Raw genomic sequence first — 24563 nt, 5'->3', positions numbered from 1 at the left:
CCCCCGCCCCCCCCCCCCCGCGCCCGCGCCCCCGCCCCCCCCCGCGCGCCCCCCCCGGCCCCCCCCCCCCCCCCCCCCCCCCCCCCCCGCCCCCCCCCCCCGCGCGGCCGCCCCCCCCCCCGTGCACTTCCGCGGAGTCGACCCGTGCACTGCCGCGGAAGTGCACGGGACGATCTCGTCTACAGGTACTGGCCTCCGCCGGGGCGCTGCTCGGCGGTGCCACCGGGCAGCGCCCGCCCGCGCCGGATCTCCTCCAGCTGCGCCCGGGCGGCCATCTGCTGGGCGAACAGCGCCGTCTGGATGCCCTGGAAGACGCCCTCCAGCCAGCCGACGAGCTGGGCCTGCGCGATCCGCAGCTCGGCGTCCGACGGCGTCTCGCCCTCGCCGAAGGGCTGGGTGATCCGGCGCAGCTCCTCGGACAGCTCGGGCGCCAGGCCCTGCTCCAGCTCCTGGACCGACGAGGTGTGGATGTCCCGCAGCCGGGCCCGGCTGGCGTCGTCGAGGGGCGCGGCACGGACCTCCTCGAGCAGCTGCTTGATCATGGTGCCGATCCGCATGACCTTGGCGGGCTGCTCGACCATCTCGCCGACGGTGGGCGCGCCGTCGCCGTCGCCGTCCGGGCCGCCGGTGGGCACGGGCATCGTGCCGACCGGCCGCCCGTCGGGACCCACGACGACGACCTGCTGCGGACGCTCCATGCCGTTCCCCGGTGCCGTCATGCCTCCATCCTGCCCCTAGCCGTCGCGGGGTGAACGCGGGGCGGCGGGGTGCCGGGTGCGGCGGCGGTCCCGGTGCAGCGCCCAACTAGGGTCGCCCGCATGCACCCGGGGGAACCACGGCTGGACGTCGCGCGCGTCCGTGGCCTGTTCCCCGGCCTCTCCGACGGCTTCGTGCACACCGACGCCCCCGCGGGCACGCTGATGCCCGAGAGCGTCGTGCACGCCGTCTCCTCGGCGATGCGGGTGCCGGTGGCCAACCGGGGCGGGGTCTTCCCGGCCTCCGCGCGCACCGAGGCCCTGGTGGCCGGCGCACGGTCCGCGGTCGCCGACCTCGTGGGCGGGGTGCCCACCGGCGTCGTCCTGGGCCCGAACGCCACCTCGCTCGTCTACGCGTTCGCCCGGGCGCTGTCGCGCACCTGGCGCTACGGCGACGAGGTGGTGGTCAGCCGCCTCGACCACGACGCCAACATCCGGCCCTGGGTGCAGATGGCCGAGCAGGTCGGCGCGGTCGTGCGCTGGGCCGAGGTGGACATCGAGACCGGCGAGCTGCCCGCCTGGCAGTACGACGACCTCATCACCCCGCGCACCCGCCTGGTGGCGGTGACGGCGGCCAGCAACGCCATCGGCACGCGGCCCGACGTCGCCGCGATCGCCGCCCGCGCGCACGCCGTCGGGGCGCTGGTCTTCGTCGACGCCGTCCAGGCCGCGCCGCACGTGTACCTCGACAAGGCCGCCCTGGGCGCGGACTTCCTCGCCGTGTCGGCCTACACCTGGTGCGGGCCGCACGTGGGCGCGGTGGTGGCCGACCCGGCCCTGCTCGCCGAGCTCGCCCCCGACCGGCTGCTGCCCACGCCCGACCGCGTCCCCGACCGGTTCGAGACCGGCACGCCGCCGTTCGAGCTCTACGCCGGGGTCACCGCCGCCGTCGACCACCTCGCCGGTCTGTGCGACGACGCCACCGGCAGCCGCCGCGACCGGCTGCGCACGTCCATGGTCGCCGTCGCCGCGTACGAGACCAGCCTGTTCGACTGGCTGGACCAGGCGCTGCGGGCCATGCGGCACGTGCAGGTGGTCGGCTTCCCCGAGCACACGACGCCGACGCTGTCGTTCACCGTGCCCGGCATGCGCCCGCGGCAGGTGGCCGCCGAGCTGTCCCGCCGCGGCATCTGCGCGTGGGACGGCGACTTCTACGCCCGCGAGCTGTTCGACGCGCTCGGCGTCAACGAGCTCGGCGGCGCCGTCCGGCTCGGCCTGGTGCACTACAACACCGCCGAGGAGGTCGGCTACGTGATCGACTCGGTGGCGGCGCTGCGCGGCGCGCTGCTCTAGGCGCTCACGCGTCGGGGAGCAGCAGCACCTTGCCGATGTGCTCGCTGGCCTCGACGACGCGGTGCGCCTCGGCCGCCCGCGACATCGGCAGCCGCCGGTCGACGATCGGCCGGACCACCCCGCGCTCCACGTCGGGCCACACCTCCGCCCGCACCGCGGCGACGATGTCGGCCTTGCCGCCCGGGCCGGCCGGCGGGCGCGAGCGCAGCGCGGTGGCCGCCACCGACGCCCGCTTGGCCAGCAGCTTGCCGAGGTCCAGCTCCGCCCTCGTGCCGCCCTGCATGCCGATGACCACCAGCCGGCCGCCGACGGCGAGGGCGTCGACGTTGCGGGCCAGGTACTTGGCGCCCATGTTGTCCAGCACGACGTCGACGCCGGCGCCGTCGGTCTCCTCGCGGACCCGCTCGACGAAGTCCTCGGACGTGTAGTCGATCGTCACCTCGGCGCCGAGCTCGCGGCAGAACTCCAGCTTGGCCGCGCTGCCGGCGGTGGTGAACACCCGCGCACCGGCCCGGACGGCGAGCTGGATCGCCATCGTGCCGATCCCGCTGGACCCGCCGTGCACCAGGAAGGCCTCGCCCCGGCGCAGGCCGGCGAGCTGGAAGACGTTGGACCAGACGGTGCAGGTGACCTCGGGCAGCGCGGCCCCGGTGGCCAGCTCCACGCCGGCGGGGCGGGGGAGCAGCTGCACCGCCGGGACGGCGACCCGCTCGGCGTATCCACCGCCGGCCAGCAGCGCGCACACCTCGTCGCCCACCGACCAGCCGGTCACGCCCTCGCCGACCTCGCTGACGATCCCGCTGCACTCCAGGCCGAGGACCTCGCTGGCGCCCCGCGGCGGCGGGTAGTGGCCGGCCCGCTGCAGCAGGTCGGCCCGGTTGACGGCGGTGGCCGCGACGTCGACGACGACCTCGCCGGGACCGGCCACCGGGTCGGGGACCTCACCCCAGCCGAGCACCTCGGGGCCGCCGGGTCCACTCGCGATCACCGCACGCATGCCCCCGACACTAGGAGGACCCGCTCGCCCCCCACCTCTCGTGAGCCGGCCCTCAGGCGCTCCGGACGGGCGCCACGGGCGCCGTGGCGCCGGAGACGGTGACGCAGCGCCCGCTCCCGGGCCCGGCGACCAGGTCGGCGAGCACCCCGCCCAGCGCCCGCCGGGAGACGTGCATCCCCTCGGTGTCCCCGGCCGGCGAGGTCGCGGCCGGCTCGTCGCCGTCGGTGAGGTACACCGGCTGCACGATCGTCCAGTCCAGGCCGAGCTGGCCGGGGAGCCGGTGATGCACCACCTGGCCCGCTGGCGCATGCACCTGGCCACGGTCGCCCTGGGGCAGGGGGCGCGGGTGGGCGAGCTGGCGAGGGACCTGGGCTACGAGTCGGAGGCGGCGTTCTCGCGCGCGTACGAGCGGATCGTCGGCGTCGCGCCGACGGCGGCCGCGCGACGCTCCTGAGACGCCCTGCGGCGCCGTCCAAGCAGGCCACAAGCCCGTTGCAGGGACCGGGCGGCACCGTCCCCACCGTGACCACGACGAGCACCCAGACGACGAGCACCCAGACGACGACGTCCCCCGCCCCCGTCCGCCGCGCGCCCGCCCGCCGCGGCTCGGTCCGCTCCCTGGGCGACCACGCGCTGCTGCACCGGGCGCTGCGCTCGGGCACCCGGGTGGTGGCCGAGGCGCTGACCGGCATCGCCTTCGACGAGGCGTGCTGCCCCGAGCGGCAGCGCGAGCTGGTCCGCTGGACGAGCGGCGTGCTGACCGAGGTCCGGGCGCACGCGGTGCTGCGCCGGCGGCTGGAGGCCGCGGTGTCCCGCGTCGTGCTGCCCGGCGGGGGCCCGGACCCGCGCCGCCCCGGTGGCGACGCCGCCCTCGACGAGGCGCTCACGCGGGCCGTCCTGGCGCTGCCGCTGTTCGCGCGGGACGCCAGCGCCGGCGCGCCCGCCCTGGCCGTCGCGCTGACCGACCTCGCCGACCTGGTCGCCGCCCGGCTGGACGCCGAGGAGGCCGGCGTGCTGCCGCTGGTCGACGAGCACGTGTCCGCCGCCGAGCGCCGCCGCGCCGAGCGGTCCGCCCGCCGGGGCCTGCCGGCCGCCCAGGCGCTGTTCACGCTGCCGTGGCTGCTGGACGCCTGCCACCCCGCCGAGCGGGTGGCGGTGCTCGAGACCGCGTCCCGCCCGGCCCGGCTGGTCCTGCGGTTCGCCGGCGCGCGCCACGCGCGCACCCGCGACGCCGTCCTCGGCACGCCCTGGTGACCCCGGGGACGGCGACGGCCGGGCTCCCCCGGAGGGGAACCCGGCCGTCGCGTGACCGTCAGGCGCGGGCCTTGAGGTCCTTGCGCAGGATCTTGCCGGCCGCGGACTTGGGCACCTGCTCGATGAACTCCACCGCACGGATCTTCTTGTGCGGGGCGAGCCGGCTGCCGGCGTAGTCCATGACGTCCTGCTCGGAGATCTCCGCGCCGGGCGCCTTGACGACGAACGCCTTGGGCAGCTCCTCGCCGCTCTCCTCGTCCTTGACGCCGATGACGGCGGCGTCGGCGATCGCCGGGTTGCTGAGCAGCACGGCCTCGAGCTCGGCCGGGGCCACCTGGTAGCCCTTGTACTTGATCAGCTCCTTGACCCGGTCGACGACGGTGTAGCAGCCGTTCTCGTCGACGATGGCGACGTCGCCGGTGTGCAGCCAGCCCTCGTCGTCGAGGGTCTGGGCGGTCGCCGTCGGGTTGTTCAGGTAGCCCTTCATGACCTGCGGGCCGCGGACCCACAGCTCCCCGCGCTCGCCGGGGGCGGCGTCCGTGCCGGTCTCCGGGTCGATGAGGCGGCACTCGGTGTTGGGCAGCGCCAGGCCGACCGAGCCCTTGGGCACCTCGGTGACGCCCTCGGGCAGCCGGGTGGCGTCCGGGGTGGTGTGCGAGACCGGCGACAGCTCGGTCATGCCGTAGCCCTGAGCGACGACGACGCCGTCGGCGGCGCCCTTGCGCAGCCGGTCCTGGGCGGCCTGGGCCAGCGCCTCGTCCAGCGGCGCGGCGCCGGAGGTGATGCTGCGCAGCGAGGACAGGTCGAACTGGTCGACCATCGGGTGCTTGGCCAGCGCCAGCACGATGGGCGGCGCGACGAACGCGCGGGTGATCCGCTGGTCCTGGATCGTGCGCAGGAACTGCTCGAGGTCGAACCGGGGCAGGGTGACCACGGTGCCGCCCCACTGCAGGCCCTGGTTCATGAGCACGGTCAGGCCGTAGATGTGGAAGAACGGCAGGACGGCGATGATCCGCTCGTCGCCCTCGACCAGCTCCACCAGCGGGCGGGACTGGCTGACGTTGGCCACCAGGTTGCGGTGGGTGAGCATGACGCCCTTGGGCAGGCCGGTGGTGCCGCTGGAGTAGGGCAGCGTGACCAGGTCGTCCGCCGGGTCGATGTCCACCTCGACCGAGGGGGCGTCGCTGGTGATGAGGTCCAGCAGCGAGGCGTGGCCCTCGGCGCCGTCCATGACGATGACCTCGTCGACCGGCGTCTGCTCGGTGGCCTCCAGCGCCCGGTCGAGGAACGGCGAGACGGTGACGAGCACCTTCGCGCCGGAGTCCTTGAGCTGGTAGGCCACCTCGTGGGCGGTGTAGAGCGAGTTGATCGGGCTCATCACCAGGCCGGCGCGGGCGATGCCGTGGAAGACGACCGGGTACCACATGGTGTTGGGGCACAGGACCGCGACGACGTCGCCCTTGCGCAGCCCGCGGGCGGCGAGCGCGGCGGCGACCCGGTCGACGTAGGTGGCCAGCTGGCCGTGGCTGATCGAGTCGCCGGTCAGACCGTCGACGAGCGCGGGCGCGTCGGGACGCGAGGCCCCGCCGGCGAGGACGAACTCGGGTACCGACTGGTCGGGGATCTCGACGTCGGGGTAACGACTGGCCAGAGCCACGGTGCTCCTCCTCAAGGCGTGCGTAGTGGCGCCAGTCTCACACCCGGGGTGTGTCGCGCGGCACGCGGGTTACTCGCCGGTCACCTCGGCCAGAGCACCGACTGGGTGCAGCGGAACAGTGCGAGGGTCCTCCCGGCGTCGGAGGCGACGACGGCGTCCCACACCTGCGTCGTCCGGCCGGCGTGCACGTTCGTCGCCACCGTGCGCAGCCGGCCCTCGCGGAGGGTGCCGAGGAAGTTGCTCTTCAGCTCGATGGTCGTGAACCCGGCCGACCCGTCGGGCAGCAGCGCGCGGGTGGCCAGGCCGCAGGCGGTGTCGGCCAGCGCGACGACGGTGGCCGCGTGCAGGTAGCCGTTGGGCGCGAGCAGCTCCGGGCGCACGTCGAGGGCGGCCTCCAGCCGGCCCGGCTCGTGCGCGGTGACCGTCAGCCCGATCAGCCCGGGCAGGGTGCCCGGCAGCAGCGTGTTGAGCTCGTCGGCGGTGAGGAACCCGGTGGCGGCCATGGCCGCGACCGTAGCGCCGCCCGAGCGGGGGCCCGGCCGGGTCAGGGGGCGGCGGAGTCGGCCCGCGACCGGCGGAAGCGGCGGCGGTGGGTGCGGACCCGCTCGCCCTCGGTGCGGCGGCGCAGGTGCAGCCGCTCGCGGTGCGCCTCGGCCGAGTGGACGACGGTGACCGGGCACGGCGCGTGCAGCACGCACTGCAGGCCCGTCGAGCCGAGCAGCACGCTGGAGAACCCGCCGTGCCCCCGGCTGCCGACCACCAGCAGGTCCGCGCCCTCCGACTCCCGGACCAGCCCCTCGGCCGCCGAGCCGAGGACGGCCGTCACGTGGATCACCGGGTGCGGCTCCGGGACCTCGCGGAGCACCTCCTCGACGAACGTCTCGGCCCGCTCCACCGCCGCCGCCTCGGCCCGGTCGTAGTGGACGTCGCCGACCACGTCGAAGTCCATCCACGCCTCGGGCGGGCGGTACACGGTGACCGCCTCGACGGGCACGTCCCGGCGGACGGCGTCGTCGAGGGCGAACCGCAGCGCGGCCCGCGCCCCCGCCGACCCGTCGACGCCCACCACCACCCGCGGCCCGTGGGCCCGGGACTCCTCGACGCCTGCGGCCTGCTCGGTCATGACGGCCTCCCCGGCACCGTCCCCGCGGGACCCGGCGCCCCGGCGGGCGACCCGAGCATGATCCGTCCGGCCGCGCGGCGGAAGGGCCCTCCGTCGCGCCCGCCGGGGGCCGCCGTCCCTCCAGTGGGGTGCCCGGCCGGCTCAGGCCAGGCCGCGGGTGGTCCGCGCCGGCGGACGGTCGCCGCGGATGGAGGCCACCATGTCCAGCGTCTGGCGGGTCGCGGCGACGTCGTGGGCGCGGAACACGCGGGCGCCCAGCCACGCGCTGACCGCCGTCGCGGCGAGCGTGCCGGTCAGCCGCTGGTCGAGCGGGACGTCGAGGGTCTCCCCGACGAAGTCCTTGTTCGACAGCGCCACCAGCACCGGCCAGCCGGTGGCCACCAGCTCGCCGAGCCGGCGGGTGGCCTCCAGCGAGTGCCGGGTGTTCTTGCCGAAGTCGTGGCCGGGGTCGACCAGCACCCGCTCGCGGTCCACGCCGGCCGCGACCGCGGCCTCGGCCAGCGCCGTCGTCCGCGTGACGACGTCGGCCACCACGTCGTCGTACCGCACCCGGTGCGGCCGGGTCCGCGGCGGCAGGCCGCCGGCGTGCGTGCACACGATCCCCGCGCCCGCCTCGGCCGCGACCTCCGCCAGCTCGGGGTCGACGCCGCCCCACGCGTCGTTGACGACGTCCGCCCCCGCGGCGAGCACCTCCCGGGCGACCTCGGCCCGCCAGGTGTCGATCGAGATCGGCAGGTCCGGGTGGGCGGCGCGGATGGCGGCGACCAGGTCCACGGTGCGGCGGATCTCCTCGGCGGGGGAGACCTCCGCGCCCGGGGCGGCCTTCACCCCGCCGACGTCGACCATGTCCGCGCCCTCGGCCACCACCCGGTCCACCCGCTCGACGGCGGCGGCGAGCTCGTAGGTCGCCCCGCGGTCGTAGAAGGAGTCCGGCGTGCGGTTGACGATCGCCATGACCACCAGCCCGCCGTCGGGCACGTCCCGCCGGCCCAGTCGCAGCACCCCGTCGCCTCCGTCCCGGCCGATGTGGTGGAGTCAGCCAACCAGACCACCGGCGGTCCGGACCGAGGGACACAGGAGGACAGGCGATGGCGCAGACCACCGTGGACGGCGTCGAGGGTGTGCAGGGGCTCGTCGGCCAGCACCTGGGCTACAGCGACTGGGTCGAGGTCACCCAGGAGCAGGTGAACCAGTTCGCCGACGCGACCGGCGACCACCAGTGGATCCACGTCGACCCCGAGCGGGCGAAGAGGGAGAGCCCCTTCGGCGGGCCGATCGCGCACGGCTACCTGACGCTGTCGCTCATCCCCTCGCTGCTGCCGCAGATCGTGGAGATCTCCGGCTTCCGCATGGGCGTCAACTACGGCACCGAGAAGGTGCGCTTCCCCTCGCCGGTGCCGGTGGGCAGCCGGGTGCGGGCGGGCGCGACGCTGGCGTCGGCGACCCCGATCGAGGGCGGCATCGCGATGAACATGGACGTCACGGTCGAGGTCGAGGGCGGGTCCAAGCCGGCGATGGTCGCGACCGTCGTCTACCGCCGCTACCTGTAGGCCGGGCGGTGCACCTCCGCGGACGTGCTCCGTGCACGTCCGCGGAGGTGCCGGACCTCAGTTCACGATCGACTGGTTGACCAGGGCGCGCAGGTAGGCCCGGATGGGCAGCGTGCTCGAGGGCAGCAGCTGCGTGTAGAAGCTGACGACGACGTCCTCGACCGGGTCGACGTAGAACGCCGTCGACGCCGCCCCGCCCCAGCTGTAGTCGCCGACGCTCGCGACGCCGCCGTAGCGCGCCGGGTCCAGCACCATCGAGAAGCCCAGCCCGAAGCCGACCCCGCGCAGCGGCGTCTCGGCGAACAGCGGCCGGCCGAAGGTCTCCAGGTCCTGGTCGCCGGGCAGGTGGTTGCGGACCATGTGCGCCAGCGTCCGCGGGCCGAGCAGCCGCCCGCCGTCGAAGGAGCCGCCGCGGCGCAGCATCTCGCAGAACCGCAGGTAGTCACCCGCGGTGGAGACCAGCCCGCCGCCGCCGGACAGGAACGTGGGCTTCCGGTGCGCCGCCTCGCCCATGGCGTCGATCGGCGCGAACGCGGTGGCCGGGCCGCCGGGCTGCCCGGGGACCGCGGCGTAGAGGCGGGCCAGGGAGGCGACGTCGTCGTCCTCGCGCAGGCCGAAGGAGGTGTCGGTCATGCCCAGCGGGCGGAAGACGCGCTCCTCGAAGAAGACGTCGAGGGTCTGCCCGGAGACGACCTCCACGAGCCGGCCGAGGACGTCGGTGGAGACGCCGTAGTTCCACTCCGACCCGGGCTGGAAGACCAGCGGCACCGAGGCCCACTGGCGGCACGCCTCGGCCGAGTCGACGCCGGGCGGGGTGCCCCACTCGTGGCCCATCGCGCGGTACATGGCGTCGACCGGGTGGGCGTGGTGGAAGCCGTAGGTGAGCCCGGAGGTGTGCGTGAGCAGGTGCCGCACCCGGATCGGCTCGACCTGCGGCTGGGTGACCGGCTTCTGCGCCGACCCGGCGACGTAGACGCGGGTCCCGGCGAACTCCGGCAGCCACTTCGCGATCGGGTCGGTGAGCTCGAAGGCCCCCTCCTCGTACAGCATCATCGCCGCCACCGAGGTCACCGGCTTGGTCATGGAGAAGATCCGCCAGCGGGTGTCCTCCTCGACCGGCAGGCCGTTCTCGACGTGGCGGGAGCCGTACCGCCCGACGTGGGCCAGCCGGCCGTGCCGCGACACCGTGACGAGGAAGCCGGGCAGCTGCCCGTCGTCGACCCAGCGGGCCAGTCGCCTGTCCAGGCGCTCCAGCCGGCCGGCGTCGAGGCCCACCTCGGCCGGGTCGGTCTCCAGGGTCAGTCCGCTCGCCACGTGCTCCTCCGTCCCGGCACCGTCGCCCTCGGGCGGCGCCTGCCTGCGCATCCTGACCCACGGGACGTGGGCGAGGTCACAGGGGGCAGGCGCCGCCCCGGCGGGGGTCCCGGCAGATCAGACCGGCACGTTGCTCGCGGCCTTCTTGAGGTTCGAGCCGGCGGTCACCTTGACGGTGTTGGCCGCGGGGATCTCGATGGACTCGCCGGTCTGCGGGTTGCGGCCGGTGCGCGCCGAGCGCTGGGTCCGCTCGACGGTGAGCAGGCCGGAGACGGCCACCTTCTCGCCGCGGGTGATCGCCTCGACGAGCTCCTCCTGCAGGCCGCTGAGCACCGCGTCGACGGTGGAGCTGGGGACGTCGGCGCGCTTGGCGATGGCGGAGACGAGTTCGGCCTTGTTCACGGGGTTCCTCTCAGGACGTCGCGACCGCGCGGTTCGGCGGCCGCCGGGTGGGCGCCGACCGCGGGTCCGCGGCGGCGACCCCGGGCGGGTGCCCGGGACGGACCGGTCCCCGTCGGGGGTCCGGCCCGGGGCACCGTGACACGCCGACGGGGCATCTGACCAGTGCACGGGCCTGATCACGACCCTACGGACCCGCCGGTCCCACCCGTCCCGGGGGCGGGCGGACCCCCCGCGACACAGCGTGAGCGGCGTGCCGCGGGTCGGCCCGGCCGCGGTGGCGCTGCGCCGACCGGCCGACAGTGACCGCGCCGATCGCGGGCGGCGCTCACCGCCGCCTCGGAGCGGCCGCCGGGGAGGGCGGCGGGACCCGGGCGGGGGGTCAGGCGGCGCGGATGTGCGCGCAGACGGCCGCCACCAGCTCCGGGCCGACGTCGGCCAGCCCGTGGGCGGCCGCGGCGTGCCCGGCGACCTGGCCGAGGATCCCGGCGTCGTCGGCCGCGGTGAACGAGGCGGTGCAGCCGGGGACGACGTCCCCGCAGGTGAAGGTCTTCACCGGGCGGTTCCTCTCGGGAGGGTGGGTGGTGCGGTCGGTCAGCGGGCGGCGGCCGCCGACGCCAGGTCCTCGACGCGCAGCAGGCCCACCACGGCGCCGGCGGCGTCGGTGCAGACCACGGGGTCGAAGCGCTGGGCCGGCGAGCGGGTCAGCGCCCGCTGCAGGGTGGCGGTGACGTCGTCGGCCGGCTTGGCGCGCAGCGACACGGGGGCGGTATGCGCCTGCCCGGTGCGCGGGTCGGTCAGCCGCAGGGCCAGCGGCTCGCCCTGCGGGCCCACCAGGACGACCGGCGGGACGCCCGGGAAGGCCGCGGTGACCTCGCACTGGCGGACCGGCCGCAGCAGGCTCGCGACGGTGGACGCCGTCCGGGCGCGGGCGGCACAGCCGCGGACCAGCGCGACGACGTCCGGGTCCAGCGGCGCGAACCCGGGCGCGGGCCGGCCGAGCAGCCACCCCTGCGCCAGCGGCACGCCGAGCCGGCAGAAGGCGGCCAGCTCGCCGCGGGTCTCGATGCCCTCGGCGAGCAGCCAGGCGTCGATCCGGCCGGCGAACTCGCCGACCATCTCGGCCAGCGCCATGCGCACCGGGTCGGTGTCGGCGCCGGCGACCAGGGAGCGGTCGAGCTTGACCAGCTGCGGCCGCAGCGCGGCCAGCTGCTGCAGGCCCGACCAGCCCGAGCCGGTGTCGTCGAGGGCGACCAGCGCGCCCCGCGCCCGCAGCGCGGCGACCTGGACCCGCAGCGCGCCCAGGTCGTCGACCGGCGCGTGCTCGGTCAGCTCGACGACGACGCGGTGCAGGTCCGGGCGGGTGGCCAGCGCCTCCTGCACCGGCGCCGTGCCGAGCAGGTGCGGGCCGACGTTGACGGTGAGGAAGGTGTCCGCGGGCAGGTCCGGGACGGCGGCCAGGGCCTTGTGCAGGGCCAGCGCCTCGAGCTCGGCGGCGATCCCGGCGTCGGCGGCCGCGGCGAACCACACGTCCGGGCCGGCGGTGCCCGGGAAGCGGGACAGCGCCTCGTACCCGGCCACGCGGGCCCGCGCGAGGTCGACGATCGGCTGGAAGACCAGCGTGAGGTGGTCGGGGTCGGCGAGCAGGGGGCGGCAGTCGGGCAGCCGCCGCGTCAGCATCCCCGTCATGCCCTGGGGATCGGCCGCCGGCGCCGTCCGCCCGACCCCTGCGGCGGCGGCCCTCACCCGGGCGGGGGACCGCGGACGCCACCCGGACGGTGGCGTCCGCTCGGCCGCCTCCCGTGGCACCATGGACGGCTGCGGCCGCCCGGTCGCGTGAGGACAGGAGGGCCGTGACCGTCCCCCTGCCGTCCGCCCCCGACGACGTCCTGCAGGACCCGCACCGCGTCGCCGCCGCCCGCCGCCTGTTCCTCGAGGTGTCCGGTCCCGCCGCCTACGACCGGCTGTCCGGGCTGGCCGCGCGGCTGCTCGACGTCGGCCACGCGAAGATCACCCTGTTCATCGAACGGGACACCGTCGTCGGCGGGCACGGCCTGCCGCCCGGCGTGGTCGGCGGGCGGGCGCTGCTCACCGGCGCGTTCTCCGAGCGCGTCGTGCGCGAGGGGCGGCCCCTGGCGGTGTCCGACGCGCGGGCCGACCGCGTGCTGGCCGCCCTGCCCGCTGTCACCTCCGGTGAGGTCGTGGCCTACCTGGGCACGCCGCTGCTGTCCGCGTCCGGCTTCGTCGTCGGCGCGCTCGCCGTCTACGACCGCGAGCCCCGCACCTGGGAGCCCGACGACGTCGCGCTGCTGGAGCACCTGGCCGCCGCGGTGGTGGCCGAGCTGGAGCTCTCGGCGGCCCGCTCCGCCATCGGCGTGTCCCGCACCCGGCTGGAGGTCGCCCTCGAGGCCAGCGAGATCGGCATCTGGGAGTACGACCTGCGCACCGGGGCGCTGCACTGGGACGAGCGATGCGCGGCGGTGCACGGCCTCGAGGGGCCCCTGGACATCCTCGACGTCGACCGGATGCTCACCGAGCGGATCCACCCCGACGACCACGCCGCGGTGCGGACGGCCATGGCCCAGGCTCTGGCCGGCGCCGGCGAGTACGCCGTCGAGGCCCGCGCCCTGCACGCCGACGGCAGCGTGCGCTGGACGGTGTCCCGCGGCCGCGTGGTGCGCGACTCCCGCGGCGAGCGGGCGCGGGTCCTCGGCACCGTCCTCGACGTCACCGAGGCCCGCGAGCAGGCCACCCGCCGGATGGCGGCGGTGCAGCGGGCCGCCGCCGTCGCCGAGGTCGCCGCGGAGCTGGCCAACGCGACCGCGCTGTCACAGCTGGCCGAGATCGCGCTGCGGGGCGCCCGGGTGCTCGGGGCGTCCACCAGCGCGCTGGCCGCCTTCGACGGCGACGGCGCGCTGCGGCTGCACCTCGCCCGGGACCTGGCCGACACCGTGGCCAGCGCCGCCGCCGAGGCCGACGTCGAGCTGCCGGCCGAGGCCCTCGTGATCGAGCTCGACGACACGCTGCCCACCCAGTACGCCGCCCGGCACGGCGAGCGGCTGGTCTTCGCCGACCTCGACGAGGCCGTGGCCCGGTTCCCGCAGATGGCCGAGGTCGGCGCCGCGCTCGGCCTGCGCGCGCTCGCCGCGCTGCCGCTGCGGGTCGAGGGCCGGCTGCTGGGCAGCTTCGTCGTCCTCTGGGACACCGAGCACGTCTTCGCCGACGACGACGTCGAGCTGCTCGACGCGCTGACCGCGCAGATCGCGCTGAGCGTCTCCCGCCTGCGGTCCCAGGCCGAGCGGGCCGACGCCGTCCGTGCCATGTCCGAGGCCAACCAGCGGCTGCAGCTGCTGGCCGACGCCGGCCGGGTGCTCTCGGGCAGCCTCGACATCGGCGAGCAGCTCGGGCAGCTCGCCCAGCTGGTGGTGCCGGCGCTCGCGGACTGGTGCTGGATCGTCGTCACCGAGGAGCAGGGCCGGCTGCACGAGGTGGCCTGGGCGCACCGCGACCCGGCCCGCCAGGAGGACGTCGCCGCCTACGTGCACGCGATGGCGACCGGGATGAGCGACGAGCACGCCGCGCGGGTGGTCACCCGCACCGGCCGCCCGCTCGTCGTCCCGGAGGTGGACGCCGAGCGGATCGCTCAGGCGCTGCCGGACCCGGCCGACCAGGAGACGCTCCTGCGGCTGGCGCCCGGCTCGGCGCTGATCGTGCCGCTCGTGGCCCGGGGGCGGGTCATCGGCGCCCTGGGCACCGCCAACGACGCCGCGCGCGGGCCGCACACGCCAGGTGAGATCGAGACCGCGATCGAGGTCGGCCGCCGGGCGGGGCTGGCCCTGCAGGCGGCCCGCCTCTACGAGCAGCAGCGGGACCTCGCCGACGCCCTGCAGCACAGCATGCTCACCGCGCCGCCCCAGCCCGAGGGCTGCGAGATCGTCGTCCGCTACGTGCCGGCGTCGGAGGGCGCCGAGATCGGCGGCGACTGGTACGACGCGTTCGTCGAGGCCGGCGGCGCGGTGGTGCTCGCGATCGGCGACGTCGTCGGGCACGACCGGCACGCCGCGGCGGCGATGGGACAGCTGCGCGGGCTGCTGCGCGGCATCGGCTACGCCGGCGGCGGCTCACCCGCCGAGGTGCTCGCCGGGCTCGACCGCGCCGCGGCCGGGCTGGCCCTCGGGACGATGGCCACCGCGGTCCTCGCCCGGCTGGAGCGCACCGACGGCGGCGGCGCACGGCTGCGCTGGTCCAGCGCCGGACACCCCCCGCCGGTCCTCGTGCTGCCCGGCGGCGGCGTGCGCGTGCTGGACGAGGGGACGGCGGACCTGCTGCTCGGCGTCGACCCGCGCCGTCCGCGCGCCGACCACGACTGCGACCTGCCCCTGGGCAGCACGGTGCTGCTCTACACCGACGGCCTGGTCGAGCGGCGGGACCGCGACCTCGACGCCGGCACCGCCGCCCTCACCGCCGCGCTGGGCGAGTTCGGCGACCTGCCGCTCGCGGAGCTGTGCGACCGGCTGCTCGGGCGGATGGTCCTGCCCGGCGCCGAGGACGACGTCGCGCTGCTCGCCGTCCGCGTCGAGCGATGACATCGCGGTCCTCCGGACCGCACCGCGGCCACGTGCCGTCCTTGACCTGAGCTGAGCCCTGCGGTCGCGTCCCTCCTCGGGGACCCTCCGGGCCCCGCTCGTCGCTCGCACCGCGGCCACGTGCCGTCCCCGACCTGCGCTGAGCCCTGCGGTCGCGTCCCTCCTCGGGGACCCTCCGGGCCCCGCTCGTCGCTCGCACCGCGGCCACGTGCCGTCCCCGACCTGAGCTGAGCCCTGCGGTCGCGTCCCTCCTCGGGGACCCTCCGGGCCCCGCTCGTCGCTCGCACCGCGGCCACGTGCCGTCCCCGACCTGCGCTGAGCCTCCCCGTCGCCTCGATCGCGGGATCCTCCGGGCCCCACTCCTCGACGACAGGCGCCCTCAGAGGGCGGCGACCTCGTAGGTGTGCCCGGCCGCGCGCAGCCGCTCGACCAGCACGCCGTCCAGCGCCGTCGCGGGGGTCAGCGACCCGGCCCGGTCCGGCAGCCGCTCCTCGTCGAGCGCCAGGGCCAGGCCCACCTCCCCGAGCATCACCGACGTCGCCTTGTAGCCGGGATCGCCCTGCCCGGCCACGGTCGCGCGGTACCGGCGGCCGCTCTCGGTGTCGGCGTCGACGACCATGCGGAAGAAGCCCTTCTCCTGCACCGCCTCGCTCGGTCCGCTGCCGGGCGCGGGGAGCACCCGGTCGAGCAGGGCCCGGGTGGGCGGGAAGGCGATCGCGCCGAGCGCCGCGGCGAGGCCGGTGGTGACGCCGGCGGCGGCGAGGGCCCCGGGGATCCCGCGGCCGGTGCTCATCGACTCGCCGTAGCGCAGCCCGCGGCCGTAGGCCCAGTCCTGCAGCGCGTTGCTGCGGCGCACGATCCGGGTGTTGAACGGCGCCATGACGAACGGCGCGGTCCAGCGGCCCTCGGCGGCGAGCGCGGGCGGCACGGCGTCCGGCGGCTGCCTGGTGTCCGGCTCGGCGGCGCGGTCGGGGGAGAGGGCGTACGGGTCGCCGATCACCTTGCGCACCGCCCGGTCGGTGGCCATCGCCTCGACCTGCGCGCGCATCGAGTCGACCGTGCCGCCGCTGAACCCACCGCGGACGGTGGCGACCAGGCGGACGTCGGTGAGCCCGCCCGCGCCGTCGGCCCGGGCCCGCTCGGCGAGCAGGAACACCGACAGGTCCGACGGGATGGAGTCGTAGCCGGCGGCGTGCACGAGGCGGGCGCCGGTCTCCCGGGCGACGGCGTCGCAGCGGTCGATGGCCTCGCGGACGAACAGCACCTCGCCGGTGAGGTCGGCGTAGTGCGTGCCCGCCCGGGCGCAGGCCTCCACCACCGGCAGGCCGTAGCGGTGGTAGGGGCCGACCGTGGTGACCAGCACCCGGGTGCCCTCCGCCATGCGGGTCAGCGACGCCGGGTCGCCGCTGTCGGCCTCGAGCAGCGGCCAGTGGCGGGCCGGCTCCGGCAGGTCGGCCGCGGCGGCGGTCAGCTTCTCCCGCGACCGGCCGGCGAGGGCCACGCGCAGGTCCGGCGGCGCGGCCTCGGCCAGGTAGGCGGCGACCAGGCGGCCGACGAAGCCGGTGGCGCCGAAGAGGACGACGTCGTGCTCCCGCTCGGGCATGCGGCTCATCCTGCCGGGCGGCTCCGGCTCACCGCATCCGGCGGCGGAGGACCCGGCGGCGCCCGTCCGGCCGCCCGGACCGGTCGCGGGCCGCCAGCCGGCTGCGGGCGCGGCCGGGGAGGTCCACGGCGACCGGCGCCTCCCACCCGCGCCACACCGACAGCACCCGCAGCGCCGCCACGAAGGCGATCACCAGCAGCGCCACCGGGATGGGGTCGACGCCGAGCGGCCCGGCCAGCAGGGTGAGCAGGGTGGCGCCGAGCAGCGCGGCGACGGCGTTGTAGGGCCCGGGCTGCACGATGTCGGCGCGCTGGGCGAGCAGCACGTCGCGGATCACCGCCCCGCCGACCGCCGTCAGCGTCCCGATGAACACGACCGAGGCGCTGGGCAGGCCGGCGAGCTGGGCCTTCTGCGCGCCGATGACCGTGAACAGGCCGAGGGTCAGCGCGTCGAGCACGACCAGCAGCGCGGTGAGCCGGGACAGCCAGCCGGAGAAGAAGAAGGTCACCGCCGCGGTGATGGCCACGGCGGGCAGGTAGGCGCGGTTGGTCAGCGCCACCGGCGGCCCCTCGGCGAGCAGCACGTCGCGGATCAGCCCGCCGCCGAGGCCGCCGCTGACCGCGAGCAGCAGGACCCCGGAGACGGCGAAGCCCTCCCGGGCGGCCAGCAGCCCGCCGGTGAGCGCGCCGACGACGATCGCGGCGAGGTCGACCGCGGCCGGGACGTGCAGCGTCTCGGTGGCCGCCGCGAGGGTGCTCACGAGGGTCCATCCTCCCGCCCGGGCCCGCGCCGCCCGGGACCCGGCCCCCCGGACGGGTGAGACGGCGCTCGACCCGCGGCCCGGTCCGTCCGATGAGGCAGCCATGAGCAGGTCCCGGAGCGCGACGGCGGCCGGCACCCGGCTGTTCGCCGCCTACGCCGCGGCCAGCCTGGTGCCGGTCGTCGTGCTGGGCGCGGTCCTCGCGGCGGGCATCCGGCAGGACGCCGTCGACCGCGCGCTGGAGTACGGCCACGCGCAGGCCGCGGTGGTCGAGGAGATGGCCATCGCCCCGGCGCTGCGCGGGCAGGACCTCGGGACCGGGCTGACCGGCGCCGAGCGCGAACGGCTGCAGGCGGCCACCGACCTCGCCGTCTTCCGCGGCTCGATCCTGCGGCTGCGGCTGCGGGACTTCGCCGGCGCGGTCGTCTTCGCCGACGACGGCGCCACCGGTCCCGAGACCGCGCTGCCCGACTACCCCGCCGGCGAGGACGTCGTCCCCGCGGCCGGCGCCGCGTTCGCCACGGCCGCGGCCGGCGGCACCGACGTCGCCCTGCTCGACGACGACGGCCTGGCCGTGGGCCGGATGATCCGCGTCCTGCAACCGATCGTCGCCGACACCTCCGGCCGCTCGGTCGGCGTGCTCGAGCTGCTGCTGCCCTACGACACCGTCGCCGCCCAGGTCGAGGCGGCCACCACCCGCACCTACTGGCGGCTGGGCGCCGGCCTCGGCGCGCTGTACGTGGTGCTCGCCGGGATCTCCTGGTCGACCACCCGCCGGCTGCGCCGCCAGGCCGCGCAGGCCGCCCACGACGCGCTGCACGACCCGCTGACCGGCCTGGCCAACCGCGAGATGTTCGCCCGCCGGGTGGCCGCCGAGGTCGGCCGCGGCGCCCCGGCCGCCGTCGTCCTCGTCGACCTCGACCGCTTCAAGGAGGTCAACGACACCCTCGGCCACCACGCCGGCGACCAGCTGCTGCGCGAGGTCGGCCGGCGGCTGTCGGCGACCGTGCGGGCGGAGGACACCGTGGCCCGCCTGGGCGGCGACGAGTTCGGCCTGCTGCTGCCCGGCATGGACGACGCCGGCGCCGCCCGCGAGCTGGTGCAGCGGGTCAGCGACGCGCTGTCGGTGGAGACCGTGGTCGAGGGCGTGCCGCTGGCGGTGGAGGCCAGCTGCGGCATCGCCATGCACCCGGCCGACGCCACCGACGTCGAGACGCTCATGACCTGCGCCGACGCCGCCATGTACCAGGGCAAGCGCGGCGCGACCGGCGTCGTCGTCTTCGCCCCCCGCGCCACCGCCCCCTCGCCGCACTCGCCGGCGCTGCAGCACGACGTGCGCCGCGCGCTGGAGGACGGCGACCTGCGCCTGCACTACCAGCCGCAGGTGGACCTGGCCTCGGGCGCCACCGTCGGCGTCGAGGCGCTGCTGCGCTGGCAGCACCCGCAGCGTGGGCTGATCGGCCCGGGCGAGTTCCTGCCCGCGCTGGAGCAGTCCGGCGTCATGGGCGCGCTCACCGAGTGGGTGCTCCGGCAGGCGCTGGCCGACTGCGCCGCCTGGACCGCCGCCGGCGAGGACTGGACCGTCTCGGTCAACGTCTCGGTGCGCAACCTCGAGGCGCCCGGGTTCGCCGCCACCGTCGCCCGGCTCGCCGCCGCGGCCGGGGTGCCGCCGGCGAAGCTGGTCCTGGAGGTCACCGAGACCGCGCTGCCCGCCGACCTCGCCGCCGCCTCGGCCTGCCTGGCCGAGCTCGCCGCGCACGGGTTCGGCGCGGCGCTGGACGACTTCGGCGTCGGCTTCGCCAGCCTGTCGCACCTGCGCTCGCTGGCGCTGGCGGAGGTCAAGGTCGACCGGGCCTTCGTCACCGGGGTGGACGTCTCGGCCGAGGACGCCGCCGTCGTGCGGTCGCTGGTCGAGCTCGCCCACGGCCTGGGGCTGTCGGTCTGCGCCGAGGGCGTCGAGACGCCCGAGGTCGCCGCCTGGCTGCGGGCGGTCGGCTGCGACCGCGCCCAGGGCTGGCTGTTCTCCCGGCCCCGCCCGTGGCCGGAACTCACCTGCGCGGCCCTCCCGGCGTCCGCGCCCGCCCAGGAGGTCCTCGCGTGACCCGCACCCGCCGTGCCCTCGCCGGCACCGCCGTCCTCGCCGCCGCCCTGGTCACCGCCGGGTGCGGGGGAGCCGCCCCGACGGCGGACACCGGCCCGGCTGCCGCCGTCGCCGTCGCCGTCGACGAGGAGCTGCACGCCGCGCTCCCCGCCGACGTGCGCGAGGCCGGGGTCCTGACCGTGGCCAACGACCCGTCCTACCCGCCGGCGTCGTCGTTCGGCCCGGACGGGCGGACCATCGTCGGCTTCGAGCCCGACCTCGGCGCCGCGCTCGGCGACCTGCTCGGCGTGGAGGTGCGCTTCGAGGCCTCCTCGTTCGACACGCTGCTCGACGACCTCGCCGCCGACCGGTTCGACCTCGTCATGAGCGCGGTCACCGACACCCCCGAGCGGGAGCAGCAGGCCGACTTCGTCAACTACTTCCGCGCCGGCTCCTCGATCGTCGTCACGCGCGGCAACCCGCTCGGCATCCACGAGCTGGCCGGGCTGTGCGGCCGCAGCGTCGCCGTCGAGGCCGGGACCGTGCAGGTCGGGCTGCTGGAGCGGGCGCAGACCTCGTGCACGCGGCGCATCGACGTGCACGAGCTGCCCACCAACGACGACGCCCTGCTCGAGCTGCGCACCGGCCGCGCCGACGCCGTCGTGGCCGACTACCCGCCGGCGGTCTACGTGACCACCGACCCGCGGACGCAGAACAGCTACCAGCTGGTCTCCGACACCCAGTACGAGCCCGGGCTGTACGGCATCGCCGTCGCCCCGGACCGGACGGGGCTGCGCGACGTGCTCACCGAGGCGCTGCAGCGGCTGGTCGACGACGGCGTCTACCGGGAGCTGCTCGACCGCTGGGAGGTCGGGCACGGCGCCGTCGACGCGGTGACCGTCAACGGCGCCCTGCCCGCCGGCAGCTGACCCGGGCTCGCTACTGGGCGGGCGCGACCTCCACCGCGGTGGCGGTGTCGTCCGGCACGGCCCCGCCCGGCGCCGCCGCGGCGCGGACCCGGGCGTCCTCGGCGGCCATCGCCTCCTGCCGGTCCGCCTCCTCCTCGAGGATCGCGGCGGCCTTCCACGCGGCGGGGATGGCGAAGCCGTCGACGAGGGTGACCATGTGCGGCCGCAGCTCGGCGAGCAGGGCGTTCACCGTGGCGGTCAGCGCCTTGGACCGGGCCGGGGTGAGCTGGCCGTGCTCGAGGAACCAGCCCTTGTCCGCCTCGATGGTCGACAGCGCGTAGAGGTCGCACAGGGCCTCGAGCAGCGCCCTCGCGTCCGGGTCGGGAGTCCGCTCGATCCCGGCGACGAACGCCTCGAGCACCACCCGGTCGATGTGCGTGGACGCGGTCCGCAGCACGTGGTCCTGGACGGTGTTGAACACCTGGAAGGGCTCCATGCCCTCGGTGGCGGCGTTCTTCCGGAGCCGGCGGATGGCGCCCTCGAGGGTGTGCTTCTCGCGGAACTCGAACGCCTTCAGCTGCCAGCCGCGGTCGCGCAGCGGCACGTCCTCGTCCCGGCCGGGGACGGCGTCGACGAGCCGGGCGATCAGGCCGCGGGCCGCCGTCCGCTCGAGGACGGTCTCGCGGACCATGTCGGCGACGAACGCGACCCGCCCCCAGCCGTCGAGGGAGCCGAACGCGTCGCGGTAGCCGGTGAGCAGACCCTTGGCGACCAGCTGCAGCAGGACGGTGTTGTCGCCCTCGAACGTGGTGAACACGTCGGTGTCGGCCTTGAGCTGGGGCAGCCGGTTCTCGGCCAGGTAGCCGGCGCCGCCGCACGCCTCGCGGCACGTCTGGATGGTGCGGGTGGCGTGCCAGGTGTTGGCCGCCTTGAGCCCGGCCGCGCGCGACTCGAGCTCCCGCTGGGCGGCCTCGTCGACCGCCTCGCCGTGCTCGTGCACCGCCGTCTGGACGTCGTGCATGGTGCTGACCAGCTCCTCCTGCGCGAACGCCAGGGCGTAGGAGGTGGCCAGGGCCGGCAGCAGCCTGCGCTGGTGGACCAGGTAGTCGTTGAGCACGATCTCCCGGTCGCGGCCGGGGGCGGCGAACTGGCGGCGGACCTCGCCGTAGCGGACGGCGATGTCGAGGGCCAGCTTGGTCGCCGAGCCGGCCGAGCCGCCCACGCTCACCCGGCCGCGGACCAGCGTGCCGAGCATGGTGAAGAAGCGGCGGGTCTCGTTCTCGATGCTCGAGGTGTAGGTGCCGTCCTCGGCCACCTGCCCGTACCGGTCGAGCAGCATCTCCCGCGGCACACGGACGTGGTCGAAGGACAGCCGGCCGTTGTCGACGCCGAGCAGCCCGGCCTTCGGGCCGTCGTCGCCGATGGTGACGCCGGGCATCGGCCTGCCGTCCTCGTCGCGGATCGGCACCAGCCAGGCGTGCACGCCGCGCGGCTCGCCCTGGGTGACCAGCTGGGCGAAGACGACGGCCATCCGCCCGTCCTTCGCGGCGTTGCCGATGTAGTCCTTGCGCGCGGCCTCGTGCGGGGTGTGCAGGTCGAAGGTCCGCGTCGCCGGGTCGTAGGTGCACGTGGTGCGCAGCTGCTGGACGTCGGAGCCGTGGCCGGTCTCGGTCATGGCGAAGCAGCCGGGCAGCGCGAAGCTCATGATGTCGGGCAGGAAGGCGTCGTGGTGCCGCTGCGTGCCGAGCAGCTGGACCGCGCCGCCGAACAGGCCCCACTGGACGCCGGCCTTGACCATGAGCGACAGGTCGCCGAACGCCAGCATCTCGATGGAGGTCACCGAGCCGCCGGCGTCGGCCTCGCCCCCGTACTCCTTGGGGAAGCCCAGGCCGACGCGGCCGGTGGCGGCCAGCTCGCCGGCCAGCCGGGTGATCCGCTCGCGGGCCTCCTGCACCGACTCGCCGTAGACCGGGGCGTACTTCGGGTCGCCGAGCTGCTCGCGGGCGTCGCGGCGCACGTGCGCCCACCGCCCGTCGAGCACCTCCTGGAGGCGCGCCGGGTCCACGGTGCGGGGGAGGGTGGAGGTCACTTCTTCTCCTCGGGGGTGGGGACGGGCTCTCCCGGCACCAGGCTGCGCAGCCCGGCCCAGGCGAGGTCGGTGAGGTGGGCGGCCAGGTCGGCCCGGGGCATCGGCCGGTCGGCGCGCAGCCACCAGTCGGCGGCGGCGCGGACCAGCCCGACCAGGCCGTGCCCCCAGGGCGCGGCGGCCGCGGGGTCGCGGCCGGCCCGCTCGAGCGCGACGGCCACCAGCGCGGCGGCCTGGTCGCCGACGAGGTCGGACAGCGTGCTGACCGGGTCGGCGTCGACCGGCCGGTCCAGCAGTGGGTGGGCGACGACGAAGCGGTAGAGCTCCGGGTCGGCCTCCAGGAACGCCAGATAGGTCTCGACGGCGGCGGCGACCATCCGGCGTGGGTGGTCGGTGCTGGTCATCGCCACGCGCAGCTTCTCGGTGAGCTGGGCCGCGACCCGGTTGCAGACGGCGACGTAGAGCTCGCTGCGGTCGGCGAAGTGCCGGTAGACGACGGTCTTGCTGGTGCCGGCCTCGGCGGCGATCTCGTCCATGCCGACGCCCGCGCCGTGCTTGCCGACCGCGGCCACGGTGGCGTCCACCAGCTGCTCGCGGCGGGCGCGGCGGTGCTCGTCCCACCGCGAGTCCCGGCGGTCGCGCCGCCGGGACGCCGTCTCGGCTTTCATGTAACCGACGGTACCGTGTACCGTCGGTACCGGCCACTTCGTCCGCCGTTCGCTCGTGAACGGCGCCCCAGGGACCCCCGGAGGTCACCGATGAGCTCGCACCGGACCCGGCGGGCCGCCGTCCTCGGCGGCAACCGCATCCCGTTCGCCCGCGCCAACTCCCGCTACGCGCAGGCGTCCAACCAGGACATGCTCACCGCGACCCTGGACGGCCTGGTCGCCCGCTTCGGCCTGCAGGGGGAGCAGGTGGGCGAGGTCGTCGCCGGCGCGGTCCTCAAGCACTCGCGCGACTTCAACCTCACCCGCGAGTCGGTGCTCGGCTCCACGCTGTCGGCCGCGACCCCGGCCTACGACGTGCAGCAGGCCTGCGGCACCGGCCTCGAGGCGGCGGTCCTGGTCGCCAACAAGATCGCCCTCGGCCAGATCGAGTCGGGCATCGCCGGCGGCGTCGACACCACCTCCGACGCGCCGCTCGCCGTCCACGAGGACCTGCGCCGCGTGCTGATCCGGCTCAACTCGGCGAAGACCCTCGGCCAGCGGCTCAAGGCCCTGCGCGGGCTGCGCCCCGGCCAGCTGGTGCCCGAGATCCCGCGCAACGCCGAGCCGCGCACCGGGCTGGCGATGGGCGACCACGCCGCCATCACCGCCGAGGAGTGGCAGATCGGCCGCGAGGAGCAGGACGAGCTGACCGTCCGCTCGCACCGCAACCTCGCCGCCGCCTACGACCGCGGCTTCCTCGACGACCTGGTCACCCCCTACCTGGGCCTGACCCGCGACCAGAACCTGCGGCCGGACACCTCGCTGGAGAAGCTCGCGAAGCTCGAGCCGGTCTTCGGCGAGGGCCCCGGCGCCACGATGACCGCGGGCAATTCGACGCCGCTCACCGACGGCGCCTCGGCGGTCCTGCTGTCCTCCGACGAGTGGGCCGCCGAGCACGGGTTCCCGGTGCTCGCCCACCTCGTCGACGCGCAGACCGCAGCGGTGGACCACGTCCACGAGGGGGAGGGCCTGCTCATGGCGCCGGCCTACGCGGTGCCGGTCGTGCTCGCCCGCAACGGCCTGACGCTGCAGGACTTCGACTTCTACGAGATCCACGAGGCGTTCGCGTCCACCGTGCTCTCGACGCTCAAGGCGTGGGAGGACCCGGCGTTCTGCAAGGAGCGGCTCGGCCTCGACGCCCCGCTCGGCGCGATCGACCGCGACAGGCTCAACGTCAACGGCTCGTCGCTGGCGGCCGGGCACCCGTTCGCCGCGACCGGCGGCCGCATCGTCGCGACCCTGGCCAAGACTCTGCACGAGGCCGGCCCGGGCAAGCGCGGCCTCATCTCCATCTGCGCGTCCGGCGGCCAGGGCGTCGTCGCGATCCTCGAGTCCTGACCCCCTTCCGGGGGGGGGGGGGGGGGGGGGGGGGGGGGGGGGGGGGGGGGGGGGGGGGGGGGGGGGGGGGGGGGGGGCGCTGGGGGGGGGGGGGGGCGGGGCGGTGGGGGCGTGGCGGGGGGGGGGGGCGTCGGGGGGGGGCGGGTACCGGGG

General features: G+C 76.3%; 23 protein-coding genes. 8 read left to right on the top strand and 15 right to left on the bottom strand.

From position 1 onward, the window contains the following. Nucleotides 1-179 precede the first annotated feature (179 nt). Nucleotides 180-719, bottom strand: a complete 540-nt coding sequence (locus ACI79B_RS22580; protein WP_456930359.1) for a bacterial proteasome activator family protein — start codon at nucleotides 717-719, stop codon at nucleotides 180-182. Nucleotides 720-818: 99 nt separating this feature from the next. Here ACI79B_RS22580 and ACI79B_RS22575 point away from each other — a divergent pair, with 99 nt between their 5' ends. Beyond that, complete coding sequence (locus ACI79B_RS22575; protein ID WP_456930358.1) at nucleotides 819-2048, top strand: cysteine desulfurase-like protein; 1230 nt, start codon at nucleotides 819-821, stop codon at nucleotides 2046-2048. Nucleotides 2049-2052: 4 nt separating this feature from the next. Here ACI79B_RS22575 and ACI79B_RS22570 read toward each other — a convergent pair whose 3' ends face one another. Together ACI79B_RS22570 and ACI79B_RS22565 are read right to left on the bottom strand one after the other, a co-directional pair. Beyond that, entirely contained in the window at nucleotides 2053-3045 is a 993-nt protein-coding gene (locus ACI79B_RS22570; protein ID WP_456930357.1) for an NAD(P)H-quinone oxidoreductase, read from the bottom strand. Between the two features lie 52 nt (nucleotides 3046-3097). Then, the gene (locus tag ACI79B_RS22565; RefSeq protein ID WP_456930356.1) at nucleotides 3098-3334 is read right to left on the bottom strand and encodes a hypothetical protein; all 237 of its coding nucleotides are present in this window, start codon (nucleotides 3332-3334) and stop codon (nucleotides 3098-3100) included. Between ACI79B_RS22565 and ACI79B_RS22560 the strand changes: the two genes are divergently transcribed. Together ACI79B_RS22560 and ACI79B_RS22555 are read left to right on the top strand one after the other, a co-directional pair. Continuing rightward, on the top strand, nucleotides 3329-3499 hold the full coding sequence (locus ACI79B_RS22560; protein ID WP_456930355.1) for a helix-turn-helix domain-containing protein: 171 nt from the start codon (nucleotides 3329-3331) through the stop codon (nucleotides 3497-3499). The two genes, ACI79B_RS22565 and ACI79B_RS22560, sit on opposite strands and share 6 nt — an antisense overlap. Nucleotides 3500-3567: 68 nt before the next feature. Continuing rightward, nucleotides 3568-4299, top strand: coding sequence for a hypothetical protein (locus ACI79B_RS22555; protein WP_456930354.1), 732 nt, complete (start codon nucleotides 3568-3570; stop codon nucleotides 4297-4299). A gap of 58 nt (nucleotides 4300-4357) precedes the next feature. On the opposite strand, the gene ACI79B_RS22550 is transcribed toward ACI79B_RS22555, so the two are convergent. The 4 genes from ACI79B_RS22550 to folP all read right to left on the bottom strand — a co-directional run bounded on the left by ACI79B_RS22550 (nucleotide 4358) and on the right by folP (nucleotide 8081). Further along, nucleotides 4358-5956, bottom strand: coding sequence for an AMP-binding protein (locus ACI79B_RS22550; RefSeq protein ID WP_456930353.1), 1599 nt, complete (start codon nucleotides 5954-5956; stop codon nucleotides 4358-4360). 80 nt (nucleotides 5957-6036) lie between these two features. Next, nucleotides 6037-6459, bottom strand: coding sequence for a PaaI family thioesterase (locus ACI79B_RS22545; protein ID WP_456930352.1), 423 nt, complete (start codon nucleotides 6457-6459; stop codon nucleotides 6037-6039). Between the two features lie 41 nt (nucleotides 6460-6500). Then, nucleotides 6501-7079: a universal stress protein gene (locus ACI79B_RS22540; protein ID WP_456930351.1), complete on the bottom strand. Its 579-nt coding sequence runs from the start codon at nucleotides 7077-7079 to the stop codon at nucleotides 6501-6503. 141 nt (nucleotides 7080-7220) lie between these two features. Next, complete coding sequence (folP, locus tag ACI79B_RS22535) at nucleotides 7221-8081, bottom strand: dihydropteroate synthase (protein ID WP_456930350.1); 861 nt, start codon at nucleotides 8079-8081, stop codon at nucleotides 7221-7223. Nucleotides 8082-8167: 86 nt separating this feature from the next. Between folP and ACI79B_RS22530 the strand changes: the two genes are divergently transcribed. Next, a complete protein-coding gene (locus ACI79B_RS22530) occupies nucleotides 8168-8629 on the top strand; it encodes a MaoC family dehydratase (protein WP_456930349.1) in 462 nt (153 codons plus the stop codon). 57 nt (nucleotides 8630-8686) lie between these two features. On the opposite strand, the gene ACI79B_RS22525 is transcribed toward ACI79B_RS22530, so the two are convergent. The 4 genes from ACI79B_RS22525 to ACI79B_RS22510 all read right to left on the bottom strand — a co-directional run bounded on the left by ACI79B_RS22525 (nucleotide 8687) and on the right by ACI79B_RS22510 (nucleotide 12031). Continuing rightward, complete coding sequence (locus tag ACI79B_RS22525; RefSeq protein WP_456930348.1) at nucleotides 8687-9943, bottom strand: serine hydrolase domain-containing protein; 1257 nt, start codon at nucleotides 9941-9943, stop codon at nucleotides 8687-8689. A gap of 117 nt (nucleotides 9944-10060) precedes the next feature. Further along, nucleotides 10061-10345: an HU family DNA-binding protein gene (locus ACI79B_RS22520; protein ID WP_456930347.1), complete on the bottom strand. Its 285-nt coding sequence runs from the start codon at nucleotides 10343-10345 to the stop codon at nucleotides 10061-10063. Between the two features lie 379 nt (nucleotides 10346-10724). Next, nucleotides 10725-10898, bottom strand: coding sequence for a DUF1059 domain-containing protein (locus ACI79B_RS22515; protein ID WP_456930346.1), 174 nt, complete (start codon nucleotides 10896-10898; stop codon nucleotides 10725-10727). 38 nt (nucleotides 10899-10936) lie between these two features. Next, nucleotides 10937-12031 carry an EAL domain-containing protein gene (locus tag ACI79B_RS22510; protein WP_456930345.1) on the bottom strand — a complete coding sequence of 365 codons (1095 nt, stop codon included), beginning with the start codon at nucleotides 12029-12031 and terminating at the stop codon, nucleotides 10937-10939. Between the two features lie 164 nt (nucleotides 12032-12195). On the opposite strand from ACI79B_RS22510, the gene ACI79B_RS22505 reads away from it, so the two are divergent. Then, nucleotides 12196-14928, top strand: coding sequence for a SpoIIE family protein phosphatase (locus ACI79B_RS22505; protein ID WP_456930344.1), 2733 nt, complete (start codon nucleotides 12196-12198; stop codon nucleotides 14926-14928). Nucleotides 14929-15307: 379 nt separating this feature from the next. Here the strand turns inward: ACI79B_RS22505 and ACI79B_RS22500 are convergent, their stop codons facing one another. Together ACI79B_RS22500 and ACI79B_RS22495 are read right to left on the bottom strand one after the other, a co-directional pair. After that, complete coding sequence (locus ACI79B_RS22500) at nucleotides 15308-16531, bottom strand: saccharopine dehydrogenase family protein (RefSeq protein WP_456930343.1); 1224 nt, start codon at nucleotides 16529-16531, stop codon at nucleotides 15308-15310. A gap of 28 nt (nucleotides 16532-16559) precedes the next feature. Then, complete coding sequence (locus ACI79B_RS22495) at nucleotides 16560-17291, bottom strand: trimeric intracellular cation channel family protein (RefSeq protein WP_456930342.1); 732 nt, start codon at nucleotides 17289-17291, stop codon at nucleotides 16560-16562. A 103-nt stretch (nucleotides 17292-17394) separates the two neighbouring features. Between ACI79B_RS22495 and ACI79B_RS22490 the strand changes: the two genes are divergently transcribed. Then, a complete protein-coding gene (locus ACI79B_RS22490; RefSeq protein WP_456930341.1) occupies nucleotides 17395-19392 on the top strand; it encodes a putative bifunctional diguanylate cyclase/phosphodiesterase in 1998 nt (665 codons plus the stop codon). Continuing rightward, the gene (locus ACI79B_RS22485; protein ID WP_456930340.1) at nucleotides 19389-20300 is read left to right on the top strand and encodes an ABC transporter substrate-binding protein; all 912 of its coding nucleotides are present in this window, start codon (nucleotides 19389-19391) and stop codon (nucleotides 20298-20300) included. The genes ACI79B_RS22490 and ACI79B_RS22485 overlap by 4 nt, the downstream gene beginning before the upstream one ends. Nucleotides 20301-20310: 10 nt before the next feature. Here ACI79B_RS22485 and ACI79B_RS22480 read toward each other — a convergent pair whose 3' ends face one another. After that, nucleotides 20311-22368 (bottom strand): acyl-CoA dehydrogenase family protein, encoded by a 2058-nt coding sequence (locus tag ACI79B_RS22480; protein ID WP_456930339.1) that lies wholly within the window; start codon nucleotides 22366-22368, stop codon nucleotides 20311-20313. After that, nucleotides 22365-23033: a TetR/AcrR family transcriptional regulator gene (locus ACI79B_RS22475; protein WP_456930338.1), complete on the bottom strand. Its 669-nt coding sequence runs from the start codon at nucleotides 23031-23033 to the stop codon at nucleotides 22365-22367. Before ACI79B_RS22475 ends, ACI79B_RS22480 begins: the two co-directional genes overlap by 4 nt. A gap of 90 nt (nucleotides 23034-23123) precedes the next feature. Between ACI79B_RS22475 and ACI79B_RS22470 the strand changes: the two genes are divergently transcribed. Then, nucleotides 23124-24410 (top strand): acetyl-CoA C-acetyltransferase, encoded by a 1287-nt coding sequence (locus ACI79B_RS22470; RefSeq protein WP_456930337.1) that lies wholly within the window; start codon nucleotides 23124-23126, stop codon nucleotides 24408-24410. Nucleotides 24411-24563 lie beyond the last annotated feature (153 nt).

This window comes from Geodermatophilus sp. SYSU D00879, from assembly GCF_054050375.1.
This window is presented reverse-complemented; position numbering and strand designations above follow the sequence as displayed.

Excerpts from the sequence above, each read along its gene's own strand:
- ACI79B_RS22580 (WP_456930359.1), bottom strand. The coding sequence starts at position 719 with ATGACGGCACCGGGGAACGGCATGGAGCGTCCGCAGCAGGTCGTCGTC.
- ACI79B_RS22575 (WP_456930358.1), top strand. The coding sequence starts at position 819 with ATGCACCCGGGGGAACCACGGCTGGACGTCGCGCGCGTCCGTGGCCTG.
- ACI79B_RS22570 (WP_456930357.1), bottom strand. The coding sequence starts at position 3,045 with ATGCGTGCGGTGATCGCGAGTGGACCCGGCGGCCCCGAGGTGCTCGGC.
- ACI79B_RS22560 (WP_456930355.1), top strand. The coding sequence starts at position 3,329 with ATGCACCACCTGGCCCGCTGGCGCATGCACCTGGCCACGGTCGCCCTG.
- ACI79B_RS22545 (WP_456930352.1), bottom strand. The coding sequence starts at position 6,459 with ATGGCCGCCACCGGGTTCCTCACCGCCGACGAGCTCAACACGCTGCTG.
- ACI79B_RS22540 (WP_456930351.1), bottom strand. The coding sequence starts at position 7,079 with ATGACCGAGCAGGCCGCAGGCGTCGAGGAGTCCCGGGCCCACGGGCCG.
- ACI79B_RS22530 (WP_456930349.1), top strand. The coding sequence starts at position 8,168 with ATGGCGCAGACCACCGTGGACGGCGTCGAGGGTGTGCAGGGGCTCGTC.
- ACI79B_RS22510 (WP_456930345.1), bottom strand. The coding sequence starts at position 12,031 with ATGACGGGGATGCTGACGCGGCGGCTGCCCGACTGCCGCCCCCTGCTC.
- ACI79B_RS22500 (WP_456930343.1), bottom strand. The coding sequence starts at position 16,531 with ATGCCCGAGCGGGAGCACGACGTCGTCCTCTTCGGCGCCACCGGCTTC.
- ACI79B_RS22490 (WP_456930341.1), top strand. The coding sequence starts at position 17,395 with ATGAGCAGGTCCCGGAGCGCGACGGCGGCCGGCACCCGGCTGTTCGCC.
- ACI79B_RS22475 (WP_456930338.1), bottom strand. The coding sequence starts at position 23,033 with ATGAAAGCCGAGACGGCGTCCCGGCGGCGCGACCGCCGGGACTCGCGG.
- ACI79B_RS22470 (WP_456930337.1), top strand. The coding sequence starts at position 23,124 with ATGAGCTCGCACCGGACCCGGCGGGCCGCCGTCCTCGGCGGCAACCGC.